The organism is Photobacterium carnosum, assembly GCF_002849605.1.
GTDB classification, from domain to species: domain Bacteria; phylum Pseudomonadota; class Gammaproteobacteria; order Enterobacterales; family Vibrionaceae; genus Photobacterium; species Photobacterium carnosum.
In genome coordinates, this window is the sequence record NZ_NPIB01000003.1 from 97,348 (window position 1) to 123,336 (window position 25,989).

22 protein-coding genes are annotated in these 25,989 nt (G+C 36.4%); 10 read left to right on the forward strand and 12 right to left on the reverse strand.

The window, feature by feature from the left end:
• Positions 1-280: 280 nt before the first annotated feature.
• Positions 281-2,839 carry an NHL repeat-containing protein gene (locus CIK00_RS04330; RefSeq protein ID WP_101767700.1) on the forward strand — a complete coding sequence of 853 codons (2,559 nt, stop codon included), beginning with the start codon at positions 281-283 and terminating at the stop codon, positions 2,837-2,839.
• Between the two features lie 130 nt (positions 2,840-2,969).
• Here CIK00_RS04330 and CIK00_RS04335 read toward each other — a convergent pair whose 3' ends face one another.
• Positions 2,970-4,862 (reverse strand): FAD-dependent oxidoreductase, encoded by a 1,893-nt coding sequence (locus tag CIK00_RS04335; protein WP_101767701.1) that lies wholly within the window; start codon positions 4,860-4,862, stop codon positions 2,970-2,972.
• A 431-nt stretch (positions 4,863-5,293) separates the two neighbouring features.
• Here CIK00_RS04335 and CIK00_RS04340 point away from each other — a divergent pair, with 431 nt between their 5' ends.
• A complete protein-coding gene (locus CIK00_RS04340; protein ID WP_101767702.1) occupies positions 5,294-5,908 on the forward strand; it encodes a histidine phosphatase family protein in 615 nt (204 codons plus the stop codon).
• Positions 5,909-6,167: 259 nt separating this feature from the next.
• Positions 6,168-6,449, forward strand: coding sequence for a hypothetical protein (locus CIK00_RS04345; protein WP_101767703.1), 282 nt, complete (start codon positions 6,168-6,170; stop codon positions 6,447-6,449).
• An 81-nt stretch (positions 6,450-6,530) separates the two neighbouring features.
• Here CIK00_RS04345 and CIK00_RS04350 read toward each other — a convergent pair whose 3' ends face one another.
• The gene (locus CIK00_RS04350; RefSeq protein ID WP_101767704.1) at positions 6,531-7,511 is read right to left on the reverse strand and encodes a GlxA family transcriptional regulator; all 981 of its coding nucleotides are present in this window, start codon (positions 7,509-7,511) and stop codon (positions 6,531-6,533) included.
• Between the two features lie 164 nt (positions 7,512-7,675).
• On the opposite strand from CIK00_RS04350, the gene CIK00_RS04355 reads away from it, so the two are divergent.
• Positions 7,676-9,526: a beta-ketoacyl synthase gene (locus tag CIK00_RS04355; RefSeq protein ID WP_101767705.1), complete on the forward strand. Its 1,851-nt coding sequence runs from the start codon at positions 7,676-7,678 to the stop codon at positions 9,524-9,526.
• Positions 9,527-9,622: 96 nt separating this feature from the next.
• A complete protein-coding gene (locus CIK00_RS04360) occupies positions 9,623-10,642 on the forward strand; it encodes an HAD family hydrolase (RefSeq protein ID WP_233426530.1) in 1,020 nt (339 codons plus the stop codon).
• 174 nt (positions 10,643-10,816) lie between these two features.
• Here the strand turns inward: CIK00_RS04360 and CIK00_RS04365 are convergent, their stop codons facing one another.
• Positions 10,817-12,115 (reverse strand): DEAD/DEAH box helicase, encoded by a 1,299-nt coding sequence (locus CIK00_RS04365; RefSeq protein WP_101767706.1) that lies wholly within the window; start codon positions 12,113-12,115, stop codon positions 10,817-10,819.
• Positions 12,116-12,309: 194 nt separating this feature from the next.
• Complete coding sequence (locus tag CIK00_RS04370) at positions 12,310-13,956, reverse strand: ABC-ATPase domain-containing protein (protein ID WP_045036806.1); 1,647 nt, start codon at positions 13,954-13,956, stop codon at positions 12,310-12,312.
• Positions 13,957-14,551: 595 nt separating this feature from the next.
• On the opposite strand from CIK00_RS04370, the gene CIK00_RS04375 reads away from it, so the two are divergent.
• Positions 14,552-15,442: a phosphotransferase gene (locus CIK00_RS04375; protein ID WP_101767707.1), complete on the forward strand. Its 891-nt coding sequence runs from the start codon at positions 14,552-14,554 to the stop codon at positions 15,440-15,442.
• 95 nt (positions 15,443-15,537) lie between these two features.
• Positions 15,538-16,248 (forward strand): putative ATP-dependent zinc protease, encoded by a 711-nt coding sequence (locus CIK00_RS04380; RefSeq protein WP_232579059.1) that lies wholly within the window; start codon positions 15,538-15,540, stop codon positions 16,246-16,248.
• An 86-nt stretch (positions 16,249-16,334) separates the two neighbouring features.
• Here CIK00_RS04380 and CIK00_RS04385 read toward each other — a convergent pair whose 3' ends face one another.
• The 5 genes from CIK00_RS04385 to CIK00_RS04405 form a co-directional block, all read right to left on the reverse strand.
• Positions 16,335-17,159 (reverse strand): DUF2797 domain-containing protein, encoded by an 825-nt coding sequence (locus CIK00_RS04385; protein WP_373322853.1) that lies wholly within the window; start codon positions 17,157-17,159, stop codon positions 16,335-16,337.
• A gap of 369 nt (positions 17,160-17,528) precedes the next feature.
• Positions 17,529-18,470 (reverse strand): amino acid ABC transporter permease, encoded by a 942-nt coding sequence (locus CIK00_RS04390; protein WP_101767709.1) that lies wholly within the window; start codon positions 18,468-18,470, stop codon positions 17,529-17,531.
• Positions 18,471-18,472: 2 nt separating this feature from the next.
• Positions 18,473-19,288 (reverse strand): transporter substrate-binding domain-containing protein, encoded by an 816-nt coding sequence (locus tag CIK00_RS04395; protein ID WP_101767710.1) that lies wholly within the window; start codon positions 19,286-19,288, stop codon positions 18,473-18,475.
• 28 nt (positions 19,289-19,316) lie between these two features.
• Positions 19,317-20,117 carry an amino acid ABC transporter permease gene (locus CIK00_RS04400; RefSeq protein WP_101767711.1) on the reverse strand — a complete coding sequence of 267 codons (801 nt, stop codon included), beginning with the start codon at positions 20,115-20,117 and terminating at the stop codon, positions 19,317-19,319.
• 10 nt (positions 20,118-20,127) lie between these two features.
• The gene (locus tag CIK00_RS04405) at positions 20,128-20,865 is read right to left on the reverse strand and encodes an amino acid ABC transporter ATP-binding protein (RefSeq protein ID WP_101767712.1); all 738 of its coding nucleotides are present in this window, start codon (positions 20,863-20,865) and stop codon (positions 20,128-20,130) included.
• A gap of 448 nt (positions 20,866-21,313) precedes the next feature.
• Here CIK00_RS04405 and aroG point away from each other — a divergent pair, with 448 nt between their 5' ends.
• Complete coding sequence (gene aroG, locus CIK00_RS04410; RefSeq protein ID WP_101767713.1) at positions 21,314-22,366, forward strand: 3-deoxy-7-phosphoheptulonate synthase AroG; 1,053 nt, start codon at positions 21,314-21,316, stop codon at positions 22,364-22,366.
• A gap of 71 nt (positions 22,367-22,437) precedes the next feature.
• Here the strand turns inward: aroG and CIK00_RS04415 are convergent, their stop codons facing one another.
• Together CIK00_RS04415 and CIK00_RS04420 are read right to left on the reverse strand one after the other, a co-directional pair.
• The gene (locus tag CIK00_RS04415) at positions 22,438-22,620 is read right to left on the reverse strand and encodes a hypothetical protein (RefSeq protein WP_101767714.1); all 183 of its coding nucleotides are present in this window, start codon (positions 22,618-22,620) and stop codon (positions 22,438-22,440) included.
• Positions 22,621-22,921: 301 nt separating this feature from the next.
• Positions 22,922-24,331 carry a hypothetical protein gene (locus tag CIK00_RS04420; RefSeq protein WP_144043149.1) on the reverse strand — a complete coding sequence of 470 codons (1,410 nt, stop codon included), beginning with the start codon at positions 24,329-24,331 and terminating at the stop codon, positions 22,922-22,924.
• Between the two features lie 207 nt (positions 24,332-24,538).
• Between CIK00_RS04420 and CIK00_RS04425 the strand changes: the two genes are divergently transcribed.
• Entirely contained in the window at positions 24,539-24,868 is a 330-nt protein-coding gene (locus CIK00_RS04425) for a DUF1840 domain-containing protein (protein ID WP_101767716.1), read from the forward strand.
• A gap of 27 nt (positions 24,869-24,895) precedes the next feature.
• On the opposite strand, the gene CIK00_RS04430 is transcribed toward CIK00_RS04425, so the two are convergent.
• The gene (locus tag CIK00_RS04430; RefSeq protein ID WP_101767717.1) at positions 24,896-25,513 is read right to left on the reverse strand and encodes a DJ-1/PfpI family protein; all 618 of its coding nucleotides are present in this window, start codon (positions 25,511-25,513) and stop codon (positions 24,896-24,898) included.
• A gap of 184 nt (positions 25,514-25,697) precedes the next feature.
• Between CIK00_RS04430 and CIK00_RS04435 the strand changes: the two genes are divergently transcribed.
• On the forward strand, positions 25,698-25,901 hold the full coding sequence (locus tag CIK00_RS04435) for a DUF2986 domain-containing protein (protein WP_101767718.1): 204 nt from the start codon (positions 25,698-25,700) through the stop codon (positions 25,899-25,901).
• Positions 25,902-25,989: the final 88 nt, after the last annotated feature.

The window sequence follows — 25,989 nt, forward strand, 5'->3', positions numbered from 1 at the left end:
CCCATAATATTACGTAATAGTTTAAGTTTTATTATGGCTAGAAAATATTAATGATACATATACTACCTATGATTTTATCTTATTAATTGAATAAATTTATCATATAGGTCTAACCTGAACCATTCTCTTTGGTTATTTTAATTGTCGCATGTATACTTGTAAGGTATTAATTATAAAAAAGATATACGAATTAAAACTACTTTCAATGAAGAAGAAAAATCACATTACAAAGTAAAAAGTAGCATGCATACTGGCCAAATATTACATCGAGGCTAGGCATATGAAAAAAAAAGTGATTGTATTATCCATTGCAGCAGCATTATTAAGTATTAATGTATCTGCGTCTAACTATATTACTTCTGACGAATATATTAAATCTGAATCTCAAACTATTTATAATAAAGTTAATGATAAAATAGAAGAAATTCGTTTATTAGCTCAAGATGAAAATAATATAGTTATTATTGATGGTCAGCGTAATATCAGCATTAACGGTATAAACTATCATCTTAATAATGATAATTATATTCAGTTTGATTTTCCGACTCCTACTTTTACTGATGAAACGCGTTTTAGAAATGTGTTTGACTTTATAGGATCAGACTGGGAATTGACTTGGTACGATCTTGGTATCGTGATGGTTAATAAAACATTTGGTAATTATGATTATGGTAATGGCTGTTTAATTGAATATTCACCTAATAATCTAATTGCCACGCCAGTCGGGGATAGTCACCTTGTTATTGAGACTGCATCATGTGCTATTGAAGATAATGAAAAATTATCTATTACCCAATTTTTAGGCTCGGCAAAAAAACTCGACTTCTCTAGTTTTGGTTATCAACAAGCCCGCGACTTTGTGCCTGAATCGATCGCGGTGATTAATGATAAAGTGTATGTTGGTAATACAAATAGTACATTTTCTCGTGTTGATCGTTTTGATTTAAAAACTCAGCAACCATTAACGCCAATTACCGGGTTTACTAAAAATGGTGTTGCGGAAACATACCGTATAGTCAGTGATATTACAGAGCATAAAAATCGATTATATGTTGCGTCATTATCGTCAAACCGTGTTGATATTTATGATACACAGAATGACGACCAAATTATTATGTCATTAGGTACAGGGACATGGTCTGGTAATACATTCAACACGACATTAACGCATCCTTATGCTGTCGCAGCAAATGATAATTATGTTTTTGTTGCAGACATTACAGGTAAGATTTCTGTTTATAATCAAAGTGATGTAACGGAAAGTAATCATAAACGTGCGTCAAAATATGCTTTTTTAAGTTTGCCTGAAAGTAATAATATATTACGCAATATAAAATTAGAAGTTGTTGGTAATGAACTCATTGCTTCATTTGATAATACAGCAACTTATGTTTATGACATTGCGAATCTTGAAAAGAGTACTGAATTAGTTGAGCCAAAATATACAACACATTTTAAACGTAATGTTTATGAAACAAAGAATGGTGATGTTTATACAGCAGATAAAAATGGTCAATTAAATGTATATTCAAAGGGTAAATTACATTTTAATGATCCTGAAAATATCGCAGTAGCAGATCAAAATATGGTTAAGTATTTTGATCAAATTGAAAATAAAGAAAAGACGTTAACAGCATCTTTTGATTTAGCAGCAGAAGATCAAACATTAGCAATGCTACAAGGTAATACAATATTATTGGCTGATATTGAATTAATAAAAATGCATTTGTCGAATACTGTTGGCGAAACGCCGACGGCTATTGATCTTATGGCTGAAAATGTCGTTAGAACGCCATTATTATTTGATGGAGAGCGTTGGGAAAGCCTCACTGAAAATCACTCCGTACGAATTAATCGTTTACTATCAGGTAAACAAGATAAGACCCATTTGGCACTGACAAGTTATGCCGCTCAAGAAACATCAAATCTTAATGTGGAAGCACAGTTTAAAGGCAGTGATACTTGGTTAACATTGGGTTCTGTCGAGCAATTACCTGCTTTTAACCAATATAAGATAGAACAAAAAGTAGTTGATAATTATGCTTATCCTACTTCTGATGGCACGCAATCAGTGACTTTCTATGGTATTGGCGATGTTAGTTATCTACCAAGTGACTTATTTGATATTCGTTTAACATCTGAAACTGATGAGTTTGTTAAAAAGATCACTGATTTCCGTATGAAGTGGAGTTTAAGTTTTGGTAAATATTCTCGAGCAGATGGCCATTGGGAGAAAATAACGCCTGTTTATGCGCGTGAGTGGATGATTATCATGGCTAACTTTGCTTATGTGATTAACAGCCCTGAGTTTGAACATTTATGGTTTAATTATAAGCAAAGTATTGGTGGCGGTGAGCATGAGTTTTACGGTAATGCAGGTCCTGTTTATGCGCCAGGTGGCTATTTTAGTAGTGATGATTACCAACGTATATTCAAAGAGTTTATGGAACGTGGTGGTATTCGATTAGGTGTTACAACCATCGGTGGTGGTTTGGGTGGTGGCGATGTTTTAGGTATTGATACTTGGAACTATTATGCTCATTACTACAAATCAGGTATAGGCGTTGTAGGCCACGAGTTCGGTCATCATTGGGGCAGCCATTCGAGTAGTTTTTCGTCATATTCCACTGGGATGCAACGGATGTCACAAGATATCCAACAAATGATGATTCGTCGCCAAGAATTGCCATATTTAGATGATAATATTAATAGTTTTTATAAAACGCCAAGAGAAGATCTTTACAATGGTATTGCGCACAATATGCGTGTACCTCGTCCCGCATCAGATATAAATATTGTTGAACGTTACTTTGCTGAAAATCCAGTACCGTTAAAGTAACTCGTTAACGTCATTTGTTAAGATAATAACGACGAAAGTATTAATGTAAACAAAAGCCACGCTCGTTTATGATTATTATCAATATGAGTGTGGCTTTTTTATTTGTACTTTGTTTATGGGTTAAATTTGATTAAGCACTAATAGGACGTAATCCACTGATGATCAATTGCTTATCAACATGATAATCGGTCGCGTAATGACGTAATTTACAGTCATTACCATCGTGACAACCACAGCTTAGACAACGTTTTGCTTCATCAATAGCAGCTTGATGGCTATAGCCTGTTTCAACTTCATTAAAACTCAAATGGCGATCATCAACATTCAACTCTGACATTTTATTGCGCATGACTTGTTTTAATACATGTTCAAGCTGAGCTTCAATATCAGTTGCATTATTATCTGAATTTGAAAGTAATGAACGCATTACATTTTTGAGCTTATTGACATGGTCGGGTCGAATTAAATGTCCACGCGCCACATTGCGTTCACGGAATGACTCGGTGTAGAGTTTTTCCATGTTGCCACCAAATTGCGCATCAATCGCTTGGGCAGCTTTACGTCCATCAGCAATCGCTTCAATAGCCGTTGCTGGACCTCGACGAAAATCACCAATACCAAAAATCTTATCGACACCTGAATACATTGTTTGTTCATCGGTATCGAGTGTATTCCTATGGTTGATAGGCAATTGAACAGTATCGTTATCTAAAAATCGCGTATCTGTTTTCTGTGAGACAGCAGCAATCACTGTGTCAAATTCAGCATAAACATATTCACCGGTCGCCTTCGGAGAACAGCGACCTGTCGCATCAGGTTCACCAAGCGCCATAGTTTCTAATTTTACTTGGCAAATATGACCATTTTCATCGGCAATATTTTCCACCGGATTAGTTAAAAATAAGAAGTTAACCCCTTCGTGTTCTGCTTCTTCAATTTCATATAATTCAGCCGGCATTTCATCACGGGTACGACGATAGATAAGGGTGGTATGTGCCCCTAAACGTAATGCTGTTCGTGCGCAATCAATTGCTGTATTCCCCCCCCCGATAACCGCTACTTTTTTACCGATGGTATAGTGTTGATCTAGCATCTGATCTTTTAAAAAGTCGACACCAAGATAATGCCCATTAAGATCGGTACCTTGATAATTCATTTCACTGGCGAGTGAAGCACCAACCGCTAAACAGACGGCATCATAGTTGTGTTGTAATGACGATAACGTAAAATCAGTACCCAACTTTTTATCGGTTTCAATCGTCATACCATTACGGCACATGATGTCAATTTCTTGATCTAAAATAGCTTTAGGTAAGCGGTATTCTGGAATGCCGTAGCGTAACCAACCGCCAGCTTGAGGCATAGATTCAAACACAGTGACGTTGTAACCTTCATTACTTAAGAAATAACCACAACTTAATCCACCAGGACCGGCACCAACAATGGCAATATTCTGTGCTTTAGTGGATTTTTTTGTTGGGGTGTAAGCATGTAATGATGCTAGATCAATATCTGCGGCATAGCGTTTTATCTGTCGAATCGCAATTGAACCATCCACTAATTTACGCTGACATTTAGCTTCACAAAAAGCGGGGCATACTCGACCAATAGACAGTGGCATTGGTAGTGTTTTTTTGATGACTTCAATGGCTTTTTGAGGCTGATTAGTCGCAATAAAATAGAGATAAGATTGAATATCAACATCTGCTGGGCAAGCGACTTGGCATGGTGGCACACTGCAACTGATATTATGGGCGGATAATATCTGCTCTAATGCGTGTTTGCGCCGTTGAATTAATGCTGTTGACGTTGTTGTAACGATCATCCCTTCGGTAGGATACGTGCGGCACGCTTTCACCGTGCCATGATGTTCAACTTCAACGTCACATAAATCACAGTTATGATGAAAACCATCGATACCACATAGCGATGGAATAGTAATGCCACATTCTTCTGCAGCGTTGAGCAAGGTTAGACTTTGATTTACCTTGAATGTGTTACCGTTAATAATGATATTTACCATTAATAGTCTCTATTCTTTTTATCTACTGAGAACAAATTTGTATTGATATCGTTAGTGTTTCTCAGTGATTTTTAATTATTTTATGAATTACTTAAAGGCTATATCCGTATAAGCCAAAGATGCGAATTGCTTATAACAAAGCAGAGGTTAGACGTATTAAATTGTCTGTTATATGTTCATTGGCTAAATAGGGACGGCATCATAACATGATGCTTTATGGGTATAAAGAGTGCTATTGTCTGTGATTATTTTATTTTTTTATTTAAGATCAATATCTTAGCTAAGGTAATCGTTTGCGTTGGTTTGTTTATTTTATTTTTGATGACAAGAATGAGTTAAAAATAAAAACAGGCGTTAGTGTTTGTTTTTGGTTTTTATATTGTTGGTGATGCCTTGATAGTATAATCTAAAGCGCTACACAAGGGGGCATAATGTCAAAAAGCATATTTTTATTACGTCATGGTCAAACAGTTTTTAATGCACAACAACGCTTACAAGGACATTGTAATTCTAGTCTAACAGATTTAGGACAACAACAAGCAACGACGATCGGTTTATCTTTAAAAAATAAATTAGCAAACAAACGGCAGTGGACTATTTATTCAAGTCCATTAGGTCGTGCGATGCAAACTGCTGCAATCGTTGCAGAACAAATAGGTATTGATTCAGATAAGATAGTGCAAGATATACGCTTACAAGAATTTTGTTTAGGCGATTGGGAAAAAGCATATATTCCTGATCTTAAAGCCCAGCAACCACGGCTTTGCGAACAACGTGATTGGTATTTAATGGCGCCAAATGCGGAGTCATACTATGGCGTTAAAGATCGTATTGAAGATTTTTTAGCCGATGTTTCAGTGCCTGAGAATATAATTATTATCTCTCATGGTTTAACCGGTGCTGTATTTCGCGGCGTATATGCAGGGATGACTTATAGTGAGGTGTTTTCTCAAGATTTACCTCAAGATGCTTACTTCTTATTGGCTAATGATAAAATTAGTCGTATTCAGTGCGATATTTATAGTGAAATGACGTTAGCCGTTTAAGCCATTATTACAGCAAACGAATAGTAACATTTTATCGATGAATAAAAATTATCTTTCCTTTCACTGTAAAGTATAATAAAACATACTTTATATAACAAATTAATGCTTGTGTTCATGATTGGTTCATTTATAAAAAGCTATTATCTACATAGATAATAAAAGTATTGAATTGATGTTAAAATAAGCGAACTTATCAGGTATGAAATAAACATTAGGATAACCTAATAGCCTGATTGATATGATTTAGAGAGGCGTGTCCATGAGAAATTTACTTACTGGTTTTTTTGCTGTTGTAATCGGTTTATTTGCAGTTTCTTTTGCTACCATTATGGCATTGTTTCTTGGCCTTGCAGCAATGATTGCGAAGCCATTTATTAAACGTAAACTTGCTGCCGAAGGTATGCAATTTAAAGAAAATAATTTCACAGAAGGTTTTGCTGGGCAAGATGAAACTATGAACAATGTGTTTCGTCAGCAGCGTCAAACGACAGCAAACGTGATTGATGGTGAGTACGAAGATGTGACCAGTCGAAAATTTTAATCGCTGTCATAAAAGCACTTATTATACTAAGAACGCCTAGCAATTATTGTTAGGCGTTTTTGTTTTATTATTTAATTGTGGTTATTGAACATTGTACGCTTTGGCTTTTACCATATTGCGGTATTGTGACGGTGTAATATCAAATTCTTTTTGAAATCGTGTTGAAAAATGGTAAGCATCTTTATATCCCACCTGTTCTGATACATCAGACAATGACATTCCAAAATCCCGTAATAATTCTTTGGCTGTTTCCATTCTTATTTTTTGTAGATATTGATGGGGTGCTTGGCCGACTTGATCTTTAAATTTACGATTAAAGCTGCGTAATGGTAATTCACAATGCAGTGCTATTTGTTGGGTGGTTAATGGCTGCGACATATAGCGTTGCATCCAATCTTGTGCTTGGGCGATTGATTCATCAAATTGCACTTGGCCGCCAATTTCATAAAAAGGTTGATGACCCGATTTACTGATTTCATGACCATAATGGGTTTCAATGGTGTTGGCGATTTTCTGCCCATAATATTTAGAGATTAAATACAACACCATTTCGGTTTGTGAGTTAATACTTTCGGTGCAGTAAAGCCCATTCGCTGAAGTAATAGAGGCTTTACGGTTAAGTTTTATTTGTGGATAACGTTGCGAGAATTTGTCATAAAAATACCAATGGGTAGTGGCAGTTTGATGGTTTAGTAACCCCGTTTCAGCCAGCCAAGTCACGCCAGTTCCTGTTGCAATAATTTGAGCACCATTATGATATTGCTTAATTAACCAAGGGGGGATTTCGGGGTGTTTTGACAGTGCAGATATTGGGTTGCCCCACATTGGTGGCACAATAATAATGTCAAAATTTGCGGGGTCTTCAAATGTAATATCAGGCTGAATGCGAATACCTGCGGTTAAGTTTGGCGATGTGAGTGTTGGAGCAATAAGCTTAATATCAAAGGGTGACTGTCGTTGAGTTTTACGATCACGAAGGCTGGCGGCACTGGTTAACATTTCAGCACTTAATGAAATGCCCGTAATTAATGCTCTATGAAAAAGTATAAAACCTACTTTCATTATTCTACCTCTGACAATAATTGTGCATAAAACACACATCATTGTAATGTTTTCGCATCTTTGGCTGTAATGGCAGTGATTTTGGCATAAATATAGAGTGAATCACAGATTAATACTGATATTCTGATTCAAACGATGTATTAAATCGATCTCAGGATATTAAAATGGCAAAATTACCGCTAATTGTTGGTTTGGGTGGCATCAATGCCGCTGGTCGCAGTTCTGGCTTTCATAGTTATAAACTTATGATTGCTGATGTGCTATCTGAAGATACAATGCAATCAACATGGCAAGATCTCGCTCGTCGAATGGGATTGAGTGATGATGGCGCTATTACTGAAGATATTATTACTGCAATTAAAGCGGGTACGTGTGTACGCCGTATTGATTCGTTTGATCCTGATAATCTGTTATATCAATATAAAGCGAATCTCAATTCAGCAGATGATCAAATCACATTTACCTTACGTAAATCTAAATTACCTAATCATATTCCAAGCAACTGGCAGGTTGATATTCAAGGTGCAAAAGCCGTTATTACTGTTAATGGTGATTTTGATGCCTTAGTTGAGGGGCGAGTTGCTTTTCCTGTTTCTAGTGGCGGTAATATTCCTGCCGGTTTTGATCCTAGTAAATTATATAATTCTCGTTTTCATCCGCGTGGTTTGTCGCTCACAATATATGGTGCTTCAGATGCACTTAACTCGTTAGGTTTTGAGTGGGATGAAGTTTTACGCCACATCAAACCCGACGAAGTGTCAGTCTATGCGGGCAGTGGTTTAGCGCAAATTGATGATAACTCGCTAGGTGGCATGATTGCGGCGCATCTTACTGGCGGTCGTGTAAGTTCTAAGATGATGGCGTTATCATTAGCGCAAATGCCCGCTGACTTTATTAATGGCTATGTGATTAACAGTATTGGCGCAACGGGTACAAACATGGGGGCATGTGCAACGTTCTTATATAATCTACGTCAAGGTATGCACGATATTCAACATGGCAAAGCGAAAGTTGTGATTGTCGGTAATGCTGAAGCACCTGTTGTTCCTGAAATCATGGAAGGCTTCCGGGTGATGGGCGCATTGGCTGAAGATGAGCAATTAAAAGCACTTGATGGCTGTGATCGTGTTGATAATCGTCGTGCTTGTCGTCCATTTTCATCAAACGCAGGTTTTACCATGGCGGAATCTGCGCAATTTGTGGTGCTAATGGATGACGAATTAGCACTTGAGCTAGGGGCTAATATTTATGGTTCTGTGGCTGATGTGTTTGTGAATGCTGATGCGAATAAAAAGTCAATTTCAGCGCCTGGTGTTGGTAACTATGTCACCGTCGCGAAAGCTGCGGCATTGGCAAAAGCGATTCTTGGTGAAGAGGGCGTAAAGCAAACATTTGTCCAAGCTCACGGTACAGGCACACCGCAAAACCGCGTGACTGAAAGCCATATTCTTAATGAAGTCGCTAAAACATTTGGTATTGAAAGCTGGCCTGTCGCAGCGATTAAATCGTATGTAGGTCATTCAATGAGTGCAGCCGCTGGGGATCAGCTTGTCGCTTCATTAGGTGTATGGCAATACGGTTGGCTACCTGCGATTAATACCATTGATCATATTGCTGATGATGTTCATTGTTCAAATCTGAATATTCTTACCGAGCACACTTTCGCGGGTGATTGCGGCCAAGCTTACAAAGCTGTTATTCTTAATGCGAAAGGCTTTGGTGGTAACAATGCATCCGGACTTGTGTTATCACCGCAACAAACCGTTGCAATGTTAACGGCGAAATACGGTAGTGATGCAATAGCCGCTTATCAGGTGCGTAATCAGGCTGTTAAAGCGGTTACAATACGTAACGATACTAACGCATGCCAAGGGCAAGAAACTATTCGTTATCAGTTTGGTGAAGCGGTAATGGATGAGCATTCAGTTACTATTACACCTGATGCGATTAAATTGTCTGCGTTTGAACATGCAATTACATTAAGTAGTGTTAATCCTTACGCAGATTACAACTAGAATCAAATAAGAAATAGAAAATAAGAAATAAAAAAGCAGGTTATTTATGGCCTGCTTTTTATTACGATAAAAACGAAGAATAAGGATCATAGGTTTGTGACTAGACAAAAAATAGCAGCAATCTGGATTGGTGTTGCCAGCTTACTTGCTGTATCAACGTCTGCTTATAGTGCAACATGTTTAAATAATGGTGATGTGCTGCCATTATGGAACAATGGTGCTAGTCGTAGTGCGATCACTCAGTTTGTTAATGAAGTGACAACCGTTGGAAATCCTGATTTCGTGAAGCCCAGCGCACGTATTGCGGTGTTAGATAATGACGGAACTTTATGGCCTGAAAAGCCAACTTATACGCAGTTCTTGTTTGCTTTTAGTCAAATTAAGCATGAAAGTGCGCAGCATCCTGAGTGGAAAACAGAAACACCGTATAAGTGGGTACTCGATAACAATACTAAAGCTATTTTCGCGAAAGGCTGGGGGGCATTATTGCCTATTTTAGCTACGTCACAAGCAGGACTAACGCCCGAGCAATATAGTAAAGATGTTTTAGACTGGCTCTCAACAGCCCAATCACCACGCTTTAAACGTCCATATACAGATTTAGTTTATCAACCGATGATTGAGTTGATTGACTATCTTCACGCACATCAGTTTAAAGTATTTATTGTAACCGGTGCTGGTGGTGCATTTATCAAGCCATGGAGTGAGGCTATTTATCATATTCCTGCTGAAAATGTGATTGGTACTGCGTTTGGTTATACTTATAAAGACGGTGGATTAATTAAGAATGATAAGTTGGTATACATTGATGACGGCCCACAAAAGGCGATCAATATTGCAACGATCATTGGTAAGCGTCCTATTCTAGCGGTTGGTAATTCGACGGGTGATAAAGCGATGTTGTCATGGACAACCTCTCAAAAAGGCGCGAGTTTAGGCATGTTGATTCATCACACTGATAGCGCACGGGAATGGCAATATGGTGCTGATTCTTTTGAAGGTAAATTTACCCCTGCATTGATGCAAGCAGCAAAACAGCATCAGTGGCAAGTGGTTGATATGAAGAAAGATTGGTGTCAAATTTTCCCCACTAAAGCTGAACGTCGAACATTATAGTTAGATTTTAGCGATGTAATACCGTGCTAGTGCTAATACGCTATTATTTGTTATTAATGGTTACGACTAATCGACATTGCTAATATGCATTGGTAAAGATGAAATAAAAAAGCCGAGTAAGATAAAATCTTAGCTCGGCTTTTTCGTGTTAATACATTAAAGAATGTACTTAACTTACTTTTTCAAGCGAGTGATCTTGGTTGCTTTGCTGCTAATTGCGTTACGTAAACGTGCGCGACGTTCAGCGGCTGATTGATCTTGAGTCGGGTTGTTTTGACGACCTGCACGATCACGGTAAGCGGCTTTAGTATTCATACGCACGACTAGCGCTTCACGGCTCTTTGGCTCGTAACCTTCCAATTGTACGCGGTGAATACGTTGGTTAATCAAACGTTCGATCTGCACTAATGTCAGTTCTTCTTCACGGCTAACAAATGAGATTGCATTGCCTTTTTGTCCTGCACGACCAGTACGACCAATACGGTGAACATAGTCTTCAGCAAGGAATGGCATGTCGTAGTTAACAACATACGGTAAGTTTTGAATGTCTAAACCACGCGCCGCAACTTCCGTCGCAATCATTACACGTGCTTTACCTTCTTTAAACTCTTCTAATGCACGACGACGCGCACTTTGTGCTTTATCACCATGACAAAGAACCGCTTTAATGCCATCAAGTTTTAGTTCTTTCACTAACTGGTTAGCGGTTTCTTTGTAGTTAACAAAAACCAATACTTGTGGCCAGTTTTTCTTACCAATTAATTCAGACAGCATTTCACGTTTACGGTCTTGATCAACAGGATACACTACGTGAGAAACCGTCGCGGCTGTGCTGTTTTCTGGTGTTACAGTAATACGCTGTGGTTTACGTAGAATATCAGCGGCTAATGCATTCATCTGCGCAGAAGAGGTTGCAGAGAACAACATTGTTTGTGGCTTGGTACGAATGTCTTCTAGAATAACGCGGATAGCACCGATAAAGCCCATATCAAGCATGCGGTCAGCTTCATCAAACACTAGAAATTCTAGGTTCGCTAATGAAACGTTCTTTTGTTCTATGTGCTCAATTAAACGACCAGGTGTTGCAACAAGAATATCAACACCTTTTTCTAGGCATCTTTCTTGAGATGACATTTTTTTGCCACCAAACACCGCGGTACAGTTAATATTAGTGTACTTAGCGTAATCGTTGATGTTAACTGAGATCTGTTCTGCAAGCTCACGGGTTGGCGCAAGAATTAATGCACGAACGTTAAAACGACTTTTTGTTGCAGGTTTGTCCAACAACTTTTGAATAATAGGCAATGCAAAAGCGGCTGTTTTGCCTGTACCTGTTTGTGCCAATGCTAAAATATCAGCACCACGTCGTGCTTGAGGCATTGCTTGTTGCTGAATTGGGGTTAATTTCTCGTAACCAATTTCGGTTAACGCTTTAACAAGTTCTGGAGAAAAACCTTGAGATAAAAATGACATGCTGTGTTCCTAAACTGTCGGCCTATGCCGATTACATTCATAAACTAATGATTAAGGTAAGCTTATGAATGTAATCTGCGAATAAAATGACCGCATATTATAGTTGATTGTAAGTTATTGCGCTACCGTATCCTGAGTTAACATAAACCCCGCATTATGCGGGGTTTAAAGAATAACTGAGGTCAGCTTAAAGCTTACTTAAATTCAGCTTTTCGCATTCGGTTCAATACAGCCATAACCTCAATAACGCGAGGTTTAGCCATTTCACCATATTTAGGCATCATATCAGCCCAATTATCGTGCAACATATTGGCAAACGCATGAGTAGGATTTTTTTCCCAGCCCTTAGTTTGCGCAAGTTGGAACCATAGGTAACCAATGGCTAATAGTTGGCTAGAGTGAGCAATTTGCTCTAAGGCTTTTAAGTCTATGTATTCACGACCAAAACGTAGTGATGTTTTGTCTTTAACTTGAATACGGAACTTGCCTTCTTCTAACATTGCTTGTAATGCACTGCGGTTGATTTGACGTGTGCGAGGATGAACAATAACTTCTGTTCCTTCTTGCTTACGACGTGTTGGATGAGACGCAACCACTGCACGTGCTTTTTCTGTTACATCAACGGCATCATAGTTATGCATTTGAATAACAGTATCTGCCACATCAAGATAGTCACCAGAACCACCCATTACTAACATTACTGAGATGTTGTGTTGATCGCGTAACAGTGCAATGCGGTCAACTAATGGCGTAATTGGCTCATCTTCTTTACAGATCAGTGCTTGCATACGCTCATCACGGATCATGAAGTTAGAGGCTGATGTATCTTCATCAATCAATAAGGCTTCAGCGCCAGATTCAATGGATTCTTGTAACCATGATGCTTGAGAGGTTGAGCCAGAAGCATTTTGGCTACTAAACGCAGTGGTATCTTTACCCATCGGCAAATTACTGATGTAAGGTGATAGATCAACATTGTGTACACAACGACCATCTTCAGCGCGAATTTTAGCCGCCGCATCATTAGTCACTACATATTCACGACCATCACCAGGAACATGATCATACACTGAACGTTCAATGGCACTCAATAAGGTTGATTTACCGTGGAAACCACCACCAACGATAAGCGTAATACCTTCTGGAATACCCATTCCGCGGATTTTACCTTTATGAGGCGCTTCTAATTCTACCGCTAAGTTATCAGGACTCAGAAATGGAATTGCGTCTGTTAACGGTAAATCACTATTACCTGCAATACGAGGTAATAAGCTGCCATCTGCAACAAAGGCTAACAGCTTATGTTGTTTAAGCTGGCTACGTAGTGCAACTTGATCTTCAACCGCTTCACAGTGACGTTGTAACTCATCCATTGGCAATTCACGTGCGATAGTGGCACGACGAATCATCTTTGGTAAATAGAACGTCAATAGGTTAAGGGTTTTTTTCGCAATAATAGTACGGCCATCGGCAGGCATATTAATGCGGAAACGTAATTCAATACCTTCTTCATCAAACACAACTGAAGTGCGATCAAGAATGGTTTGTCCTGGCATATCAATTAAGACTGCATTGTCTTGCTGTGATAATTCAGCAAAGAAACGTGCAATAAAATCACGAGCTGCACGTTGATAATCAGTCGATTTTTCACGTAGCCATTCGAGGTCAGTTAATGACCAAGCGCGACGAGCACGAACGCGAGAAGCTGGCGCAAAGGGATCCGACTGAACGGTATCGATAAAAAAGTCGAAATCAACAAAGTGATATTCACCGCGCATACTTGAATAGCTGCGGTAGTTATGACGGTCAATTTTATGGAGTTTGGCTTCGAGTAATTGCATATCGCCCCGATATCGTTCGTTATTAAATACAGAGCGCATAATGAGGTTGGCTCTGGTCGCTGGATATTACACTAAACACTGACTTTTAGCATGAAAACTTTATCTAGGTCACAAAAAACAGCTAGATAACGATCAACTTTAAGCAAGGAGAACAATGAAAATGTAAAGTTATTTTATGTAAGTAAAAAAAAGAAGTTCTTATTGAATGATTACAAAACAAGACGTTTTTTTGTCACAAATTAAGCGCACAAGAGATTTGCAATAGAATACATACCAAAAAAGCATATTTATACCTTTTATCTATATGTTTTTTAGTTGTTTTTTGATGTTATAGATTGGTTGTTTTTATATAAACAAATTAAATAGTTTAGAATTCTAAATTATCAGTAAAAAAAGTGATTATTATCACTAAAAATGAAATTGTAAGTAAAAGTAAACTATTTTCATCTTTTCTATTCGTCAATACTGGTTATCTTCGCTGTTATGATGCATTCTTAAAACATAAAATAACGAAAAGTCACTTAAAACCAATGGTTTATTCCACATAGGTATAAATCATCTGTATTGTGTGACCATGATAATCAAGGTAACAAAGATGAATAAACCCCAACTTAAAACTATTGCTGAAAATGCTTTTTTTACAATGTTTCGTCGTAAAACTGATGTGTGTGATATTCAGGAAACCTTTTATGGTTGGGTAGTTTTTCTTGCCTCAGGGAAGTCGAAAATTGTGGTTAAGTTTTCGCGTGAAATTGGTCGTATTGGAAAAGAAGTCGCGAGTTTAGAGCAGCTGCGTAAAATTGTATCATGCCCAGTGCCTGAAATTTATTTTTTTGGCCGAGAAGCTGGATATGATTATATTGTTTTAGATTGGTTAGATGGGGTCTCTGCACATCAATTACCTGATGATTCTAAAGCTGTGATGATATTTAGAGAGGACTATACTGATATTTTATTAGCACTGCATGAGCATCAGCATCCACAAGGGTTTGAACTTTCAAATGGTGAGTTTAGTCAACATTTAGGTTCAGCATTTGATGATTGGATGGGCAGTGTGTATCACTATTTAATGAGTGCAGGTTCACCCTTTAGCTCGAAGTTAAAAGAAAAATTCACTGATCTTTGGGAAAATAGAACCAAAATTTTAGCCCCGATTGCCCATGAGTCATCATCTTTTGTACATGATGATTGTCATATCGCCAATGTACTTTTTGATCCAACAACGTTTAAAGTCGCGGGATTATTGGATCCTTGTGATAGCGGTTTTAAACATCGAGAATTGGATGTAATTCATTTATTTGATGTTCGAAGTGATTTACATATCGCTGAACGTTATCTAGAAAAAAGTCATTTAGATGATGGTTTTGAAGAGCGTCGTCATTTTTTTAGTTTATGGGATGATGCTAAACATAGCCGTAATATGGGTTGGTACAATGAACAATGGCTAACCAATAAATTTTCACAATATGAGTCAGTTATACAATAACGATGTATCTGATGGCATAGAATTATTTGGCAGAATATGAATCTACGTATTATGGTTAGTTATGATCTGTGAAAATGTAAAGGACGATATAATTTATGAAGAAAACTGCAGTCGGTTTATTAGCCTTGTTTCTTTTTGGTTGTGCTCAGCAATTAGCTGCAAATGATGATCAACAACTGGCAGTACCAGCAATAAAACCAATAACTAAGCCATTGACATTTATTTCAATGGTGACTGCTGCTGAAATAAAAGCGGCGGCAAAAGAACAAACAGAAGCGGCGGAAAAAAAAGTAATTAAAATAAAAAAACAGGTCTTCGCGCCTACAAACGTGACAACTGATAAAATCACGGCTTCAACCGCATCTGCAAAGTTAGCGGCTGTTAATCATAAGCAAAAGGCGACTACAAAAAAGACCACCAAAGATGGCATGCTAATTTTAGGACATCATGAATGGGTGCTAGTATTATCAGGTACCCAACATATTTCTGCTTATATCGATCCTAAATCATCAACATCTCGAATTGGTGTTAAAGATCTCGTGGAATTTGAGCGTGATGGTGATAATTGGGTGAAATTTATTTTTCAAGCGAAAGAATATAAATACCCAGTAAAAGCATGGGAAAAATCGGATGATCAAAAGCGATTACCCGTCGTTTTATTACGGACAAAATTGGGTGATCGTAATGATGAAGTCGCATATCAACTTATTGATGGTGGTAATGGTGTTGTTTTAGGTGAGAATTTTATGCGTGATGTTGCTGTACAAAATAGTCAGCGTAAATATATTCAACCTCAAGCTAAATAAATATTTTCTTCTATTACGATTACGATATAAGAAACGGTATTCCCCTTATTAAAGAGGAATGCCGTTTTTGTTTTTATGAGTAAAGATTATTCAGCTACGATGATTTCATAGCTGCTAAATTTACGGATGTTAATGACGCCAGTATCGAACAGTAAATATTGACCTTTAATTCCTTCAAGAATACCGCTTACAACGGGCTCTTTATCAAAATTATGAGACGCTATTTTGGTTGGAAAGTGATCAACGGGATAATGAATATCAACAATGTCATTATCTAAATACTCGATAGCATCTTCACCAAACTCTGCAGTTATCTCAGCAAGCTTTTGTTTTACTTCTGGTAATAACAATTGAGCTTGTTGCTGGAGATCGATATCTGCATTATTACCTTTTAGCATTGTGCGCCAATTGGTTTTATCTGCCACCATTTCAGCAATGGCAACTTCAACTAAGCCTGATATTTGGCGCGTTTTTACTTTTAATACGGCAAGCGCTTGAGTTGCACCTTGATCAATCCAACGAGTAGGGAGTTGAGTGTGGCGGGTAATACCAACTTTAAGAGCTGAAGTATTAGAAAGGTAAACATAGTGTGGCACCATGCAATTATCTTCGCCCCATTGCGGCTCTCGGCAGGTTCCTTTTGCATAATGGCAAGTTTCTGGCTTCAGAATACACATATCACAGCTAGCCAGTTTTTTCATACAAGGAAAGCAATGCCCTTGAGAATAACTTTTTTTGGTTTTCTTGCCACATGAACAGCAGAAAATATTACCCGTATGAGTAAGGGTTAATTGCTTACCAATAAATGGATTAAGATGAAGTTGTTGATCGCCAACAGGGAGATAGTAATCAACAACGTCTCCAAGTGATGATTTCATTTTACTGAGTGTACCTTGCATGCTCGTGCTCATTATTAAATGTTTGTCATGAGTGTATCAGTGATTTGTGTGAAGACCCAAGTATCTTACGATGGTTAATAGTGAACCGTTGCACAAACAATTAATAATATTTCCATCCTACAGTATAAATATTGACTATAATTAACTTATATTCATTGGTAGTCATGGGGGATATCATGAAGAATAAACTTAAGAGGTTAATTACAGCATATATAAAAATAGTAAGTAGTAAACAAATACATAATATTTACAAATAATATAATTATTGTATACGCAGTTATAATTTTATTTATTAATATCAAGGTATGAAGATAGAGAAGATGGAATATCAAAAAATAAAACCCAAGAATATTTATTATTTTTGGGTTTTACATATGATATTTATGAATGTTGTAAATGACGTGAACTGTATTTTTCTAGCTTTCTAAAGAGTAACGATAAACTAAAGCATAAGATAAAGTAGACCGCTCCAACAATAAGCCATATCTCAAAGATAAACCCTGAGGAATTAGCGATTTCAGAACCAGTAAAGGTCATTTCTTGTATAGAAATCAATGAAATAATAGAAGAGTCTTTTACAATGGATATAAACTGTCCCGCAAGTGTCGGTATGATCGCAGTTAGGGCTTGTGGAAATATTACAAATCGAAACCGACTATATGTTGATAAGCCTAATGAATCAGCAGCTTCCCACTGGCCTTTGCTAATAGTATCAATACCAGAGCGAATAATTTCAGCGATATAAGCCGCAGCAATAAGTCCTACACAAAGTACACCTGAAAATAAATTTTCCCATAGATTACTGTGTCCAAATAAAACGATTTGTAATATATTTTCGCTGCCATTATAGTGACGAAATAGATCACTCAGACCGAGTAGTGGAACCAATTGATTTGAAATGAAAAAATAAAATATAAACACAAATACAAGTGGTGGTATGTTACGTAATAACTGAATATAGCTACTTGCGATAAGCTGAATGATTTTAAATGATGAGCGATGCGCTAAAGCGATCAATAAACCAAATGTGGCGGCAAAAATCATTCCCCAGATACTGACTCGAATAGTACTAATAATACCTTGCATAAAATAAGGTATTCCACCATCTTTACTATTAGTAAAGATCAGCTTGAATGCTTGATGCCAATGCCAATTGTAGTGAATACCAATGGATGATCGATAAACTAACCAGCTAATAAAACACCCAATAATGATGAGTAAAATAATATCGAGCTTATTGAGTTTGAAATTAAAGCGACGATTCACAGGCAGGGGTGAACCCGCCTGTGATGTACTGTGACATGACGTTTTAGCTACAGTCATTATTATTTATTCTCGTTAACCTGATTTTGCCAATTAGTTGTTTTAAACCAATATTGGTAACGTTCATTTAACCAACCATCTTCTGTGCGCACTTGAATCCAATTGTTCAGGAAGTTGAGTAAATTAAAATTACCCTGGCGGATAGCAAAACCTGTCGCATAGCGTGTTAATGGTTTTTTAAAGGGCATAAATAAACTATCTGGATTTTTAATGACCATTTGTTCAGGTGTTGGAGTCGAAGCTAATGCTGCTTGTGCATTACCATTGAGTACTTCTTGGAAAGCTTGAGTTTCATCATCAAACTGGCGTAGTTTTGCTTTTGGAAATAATTGACGTGCAGTTTGAACCGGGTAGGCACCACTGCGTACGGCAATTGTTACGCTACGTTTATTATAGTCTGCAATCGTTGTCATTTTTGATGCGAGTTTTTTATTAGCGACCATTTGAACGGCAGAGTATGAATAGGGGTGAGAAAAAAGAACACTCATATTACGTTTAGGTGTAATGGTTAAACCACCAATAATGACATCAAATTTACCTGCTAATAGTGCTGGAATAATACCATCCCAAGCAGTAGGCACGAATTCAACTTTTAAACCTGCGTCAGCGGCTAAACGTTTAGCAACATCGACTTCAAAACCAATTAAATCACCTTGTTTATCACGCATAGCCCAAGGAACAAATGTTGATAAACCAACGCGTAATGTGCCATTTTCTTTTATTTGTTGTAGTGCATTATTGTTGTCAGCCGCAAAGGCATTACTTGCCCCTAATAAGCAAGTGAAAACGGTCACTAATACCGTAATAAAGCGTTTCATAGCTTTCTCCATCGATGTGTATGTGAATTTAGTGGTTAGGAATACTTAAACGGCGTTCAAGCCAAACAGCTAATGCTGATAATGTTAAAGTGATACAAAGATAAATCGCCGCGACGGTAAACCAAACTTCAAACGGCATTGCGGTGTCTGCGACAATATTTCGTCCTTCTGTTGTCAAATCAAATATAGCCATAATACTGACAATGGAAGAATTTTTTACTAAAGATACCGCTTCATTTGTGAGCGGTGGAATGATTTTTCTAAACATTTGTGGAATAACAACAAATCTATAACTGTCAATTTGTGATAACCCTAAACTTTCAGCAGCTTCTCGTTGACCTCGCGGGATCCCTTGAAGTCCTGCTCTGAAAATTTCAGCACTATAAGCACCTTGAAATAAAGACAGTGCTAAGATGGCCGTACTCGTACGATCAATGCCTAATACTGGGCCAAATACAAAATATAATAGGTAGATTTGTACGAGTAAAGGTGTACTACGGATGACTTCAATGTAGCCACGGGCAAGGCCTCTACCGACAATAGAATTAGACATTCGTAATAAAGCGGTAATAAATCCGATTACAACAGTACAGATTAAACTGATACTTGATATTTTCAGCGTTACCATTAAACCTTCAAGTAGGTCACCAGGATACCATTGGCCGTCTTCTTTAAGCCAAAGATATTCAGGAATACGATACCATTGCCAGTGATAATTCATGGCTTTTGCACCGCTATTGAGTAGCAACATTATGATTGAAGCAACGCAGATTACTTGTAAGATAATGGTGATGAATTTAGGAATTTGAGATCGCGTATCTTGGGTCATTATTTTGATCTCAATAGCTAAGAATGTTTTCAAGAAATTGTTGTGTGCGCTGATGTTTAGGGTTATCAAATAAGAGTGCAGGAGGTGCTATTTCAATAATCTCACCTTGATCCATAAACACAACCCGATCTGCAACTTGACGTGCAAACCCCATCTCATGTGTAACACAAATCATGGTAATTCCATCATCTGCGAGTTCTTTCATTACATCAAGAACTTCACGGATCATTTCAGGATCAAGCGCTGACGTTGGTTCATCAAAAAGCAAAATATTGGGTTTCATACATAAAGATCGAGCAATCGCCACTCGCTGTTGTTGACCGCCAGAGAGCTGTCCTGGAAATTTATCTGCCTGATGACCTATATGAACGCGGTCGAGAAACTTACGAGCTAAATTCTCTGCGTCGATTTTTGACATTTTTAATGCACGACGAGGAGCTAATGTAAGGTTATCTAAAACGGTCATATGAGGAAATAAATTGAAGTGTTGAAACACCATGCCAACTTGACCGCGTATGGTATGAAGCTCTTTGTTATTAAGCAAATGTCCAGCTACGGTTATGTCACCGTTATTATATTGTTCTAAACCATTTATACAGCGAATTAATGTAGATTTCCCTGAACCTGAAGGCCCACAAATGACCAATCTTTCACCTTTACTAATAGAAAGATTAATATTTTTGAGTGCATGATAATTACCATACCATTTGTCAACATTATTAAATGTGATGATGTTGTTTTCAGACAATGCAACACTCCTTAAAATTAATAGACATCTACTTATTTTATCTATAGTTATGTTTTATGGTAAAAGAATACATAGTTATTTAATTAATATATTAATATTGGTCAATGCTATTTTAATACTATATTACGTATATCTGTATTCTATAAAGCATAAAAAATTTAGTTATTCATTATTTTGTAAGTATATTTTACAGTGTTTCTATTCTCTCGTGTAATGATATATTCCATATTTTTTGATGTTTCTGTTCATATATTGCCATTTATAGGAAGCCTTATGCAACATTTATCATAAAATGAAAAAATTAATGCTATTTTTGATCTAATAACTATTTGCACTCTTAGTTTTTAAACGATAAGTTAAGCAAATGTATCAAAATTAATATTTTATGGTTAATTGTCTTTTGTTGACTAATTATCGTGTATTAAAAGGAATTATAGGAAGTAGATGTATGCATAAAACGGATGATATTCGTATTAGTGAAATCAAAGAACTTTTACCACCTATTGCAGTGTTAGAGCGGTTTCCTGCATCTAAAACAGCAGCAAAAACAGTGTATGAGTCACGTAAATCAATTCATAATATTTTAAATGATCAAGATGATCGTTTATTGGTCATTGTTGGACCTTGCTCAATTCATGATCCTCAAGCTGCATTAGAGTATGGCAATAAGCTTAGGCTGTTACGAGAAGAGCTTAAAGACGATCTTGAAATTGTGATGCGAGTTTACTTTGAAAAACCACGAACAACGGTTGGTTGGAAAGGGTTGATTAACGACCCGTATATGGATAATAGTTTTCAACTTAATGATGGTTTGAGGATTGGACGAAAACTGCTCGCCGATCTGACTGATTTAGGATTACCTACGGCAGGTGAGTTCTTAGATATGATCACACCTCAATATATGGGGGATCTTATAAGTTGGGGGGCAATTGGCGCTCGAACAACAGAATCGCAAGTCCATCGTGAGCTTTCGTCTGGGCTTTCTTGTCCTGTTGGCTTTAAAAATGGCACCGATGGCAATATTAAAATAGCAACAGATGCTATTGGTTCAGCAAGTGCACCTCATCATTTTCTATCAGTAACAAAATATGGCCACTCTGCAATTGTTGCAACTGCGGGGAATGAAGATTGTCATATTATATTGCGTGGTGGTAAAGCGCCAAATTATGGTGCAGATGATGTCAATGTTATTATGCAGCAGCTAGTTAATGCGGGTTTACGTAATAAATTGATGATTGATTTTAGTCACGCTAATAGTTCAAAACAATATCAACGACAGGTGATTGTGTCTGAAGATGTTGGTCAGCAAATTGCCAATGGTAATAAGGCTATTTTTGGTGTGATGATAGAAAGTCATTTAGTTGCAGGTCGTCAAGATATTATTGATGGTGAAACACCAATTTATGGTCAAAGCATTACTGATGCTTGTATCGGTTGGAATGATACTGATAAAGTTTTACGTCAACTTGCGGCAGATGTTAGAACGCGTCGTCATAAATGATGATCAGTCATTTAAATTGATGATAGATAAGCACATTACAAAAGCCTTTATTTATTATAAAAGTAGGGGCTTTATTGATGATGCCTGTGACCATCATTAAATTCGATATCAAAATTATCACCATAACTATGTTGATTAACAATATCTTCATTAAAAGGGAATTGGCAATATATTGAATAATGACGGTGTAACCCATTAACAATAAAAGCATTAAAAATATCATGAGTGTCAGCTATAAGTGTTTTATCAGTCATAATAACTCCAAATTATCGCAAGTAATAAGGGTGTAAAAATAAGGACTACTTATTAAGTGTACTCAGAATGTTAAGTTTTGTGGAAATAAATAATTTAAGATGTACGATAAATAAGGCACAATTTGTTATTTTATATACAAAACATTTAAACTTTCATTTGTTTTTTCTATTCTTTAACTGTTGTTTATTATAATAAGAGAATGATTTTATTTAAATATCAATGCGATCAGTATAAACGAGGCTATAACTATTGTATGGATAATATCAGAACACGCCTAAGATGATATTAACAATATGCTTACTAGCTGTTATACCACTGTTTAAATAATTTCTGGCTGATAACTTGGTTAAGATTATACCCCATGGCTATTGTATTGGGCGTGTTTCGGCGGAGATCTGTAGGTAGTGTTAGAATATTATCATTATTATAAATGACACTGTAACTTTCTTTTACATCAATAACTATTTTATAGCGATTCTCGCGTATTTTTGGAAGGGTAAATTTTCCGTTGTCTGCAACGCTAAATGTTAATTTTTTAGGGTATTCATTCAGTATTTTTATTGCATATTCTTGAGTGAATTTTTTAATTAAGGATTTATTATTATAAAGTAATGAAAAATTAAGGGTAGGGTCCTTTATATTATTACTTAACAATGGTAATAATTGATCATAAAATGCAGTGCTTGATATATCAATCATATTATCTTTATCTAATAAGTTTTTATTAATATTAGCAGCCATTGCGATATTTAATTGTTTACTTTTATTAATGAGTTTTTCTATTGAATATTGAACTTGTTGTTCTGTCTTAAAGGTACGTATAATAGCTAAATTATTATTAGCTACCATTAAATCTTTTTGTAAATAATCATCAAAAACTTGTTTGTTATAATCATATTCAAAATAGCCATTAAGTTGTACCATTGTCTTCCACAATTTTGGTATGTACGTATCAATAATAACAGCTATTTTATGCTGTTTTTCTTTTGGTATTTTATTAATTAATTCTTCTTTATTATAATAAATACAAGCATAAGGGGAGGTTGATTTTATTTTTTGATAAATATCTAAATACTTTGAGCAATGAAGTGTTTTGTCTATTCTATATTTGAATTTAATATCGGATATTAGGTCAAAAGTAAGATCATTATCGAGTAAAATAGCTTGTAAGTCACGCTTTAAAGAACGACGTAATTTAGTATAATATTGTTGCTTTTCTTTTATGGTGTTTTTTATATTTGAAATATGTTTAATCTGTTTCTTTTCATTGATTTGCATTATTTCAAGCTGAGTGTTTATTAATGTTAATTGTTGTTGGTAATGATTTAATTTTTGAGTGATGTCTGCTTGAAGTTTTCTTTTTATAATATTAACTTCAATCATGTTTTTTTTATAGATTAAAGCGCTATTATTAAGTGCTTGAATAAAAACATCTGAATTTTTAATGTGTGTTTGATTAAATAAATATATTAGATGGTTAATATCTTCAAGATAATGTGGATTAGATAACCAGTTTGACGAAACTAATTTTTTAGCTGCATATTCAAGATTATTAAATTCTGATGGTATTTTAAACGGACTATAGTTGTTTGTTATAATAAAGCCTTGTTGTTTTTGATATGGAATAATTTCAGGTTTGATATTAAAAGAAGAATAATCGATATAGCTTTCTTTATCACAGCCTGTAATGAAGCATAATAGAAGAAACATAAAATTGCGTAAGATGTTCATATTCCACAGTATTTATAGTTTTTAGTCAATGATATTATACCGACATTAATGGCATATACAAGCCTGTGCGTAATTACAATTAATGTTCATTAAGGACTGTTTTTTTATGTAATTTTAATGTAGCAAAGGTGTTTGTGTGGTTAAATAGATAAACAATTACGTTGGTATTAAACGCTGGAGACAATAATGTTAGTTACATTTAGTAGCAAATCTCATAATAATGTCACAATGTTTGGTGATATTGCGCAATCATTGATTACGATGATGGAATTTACAACAGAGATACCAGGAGCAATAACAGCAGAAGATGTTGGGAGTGCTTTAGCTAATTTAGAAAAAAATCTCACGGTTGCAAAGCAACAACAAGTGTTAGCGCAGAATACACAGCAAGTGGTTGATGTGGATAACGATGACAATGAAAAAGAAGTGAAAATTAGTATTGTAGTTCGTGCCATTCCCCTTATTGACTTATTAAAGACGGCAATATCAGTAAAAAGTTATGTTATGTGGAAGTAGTGTCGCTCATTTGTTTCATTGATGAAATTATTTAACGAGATGGAGGGGGGCGAAAGGGTCATCGTTAGGATCGTTAAGCCATAAATATTCCGTGTCAGCAGCAATGCGGCGAGCAATAGAATCACCATGTTGATGACCGATAATCGCTAATGACATATCAAGGCTTGCTGAGCTTCCTGATGCTGTGAAAACATTGCCATAACGTACCCATCGAGCTGAAGTTTGCCACTGAATGTTGTGACCAAATTGACACACCCAATCAAGGTTTTTTTGAGTGGTAGTTGCTTTGCCATTGTCGAGTAATCCCGCGTTGGCAAGTAATGCAGCGCCAGTTGACGTGGAACATACAATGCGTTGTTGTGGTGCGACTTTTTTCAGCCAAGCTAAAATGTCTTTGTTATGGGTTGCAAGCCGAATACCCGCGCCTCCAGGGATAATTAAGATCCCCGCTGATATTGTGTCATCAAAGCTTAGCGTTGGTTGCATATTAATACCCTGAGTACTAGTAACATGCTGCCCATTGATTGTTATGATTTGCAGTTGATAATACTCGGGTAATAAACCAAACATATGCAGTGGGCCTAATGCGTCAAGTAATTCAAATTGTTCAAACAGTAAAACGGTGACAGTTTGTCGAACGGACATTATTTATTCCTTTTAATGAACTTGATCTCCTTAGTAATAGTCTAATTAGTTATGATCAGGTGTGTCGAGGATGATAATTTGGCTTTTATAATTGCATTATGAGGATAATGCTTGTTATTCAGCTGCGAATGATTACAATCAGCTCCCTGTTTAAAAATGGCTCAAAATATCAACTGACACGATTATGAATAGAAAGAAAAAAATTAACGAAACGCTAAAAAAGAGAATAAAGAAGGCGAATGCTAAGCTGAATAAAAGCACTAAGCCCCGTTATATTTCTAAAGCAGAACGTGCCACGCTTGATGATGAAGCCGCACTGGTTACTGAAACTGTAGATGCAACATCAGAAACTATTATTGATAGTGAAATTGAATCTACAGTTAATTAATAGTTAAAAAATATTAATGTTATACCTTAAACAGAAACATGATTTTGGTCGTTTTTCTGTTTTTTCGTATCATACCTATTATTATTTA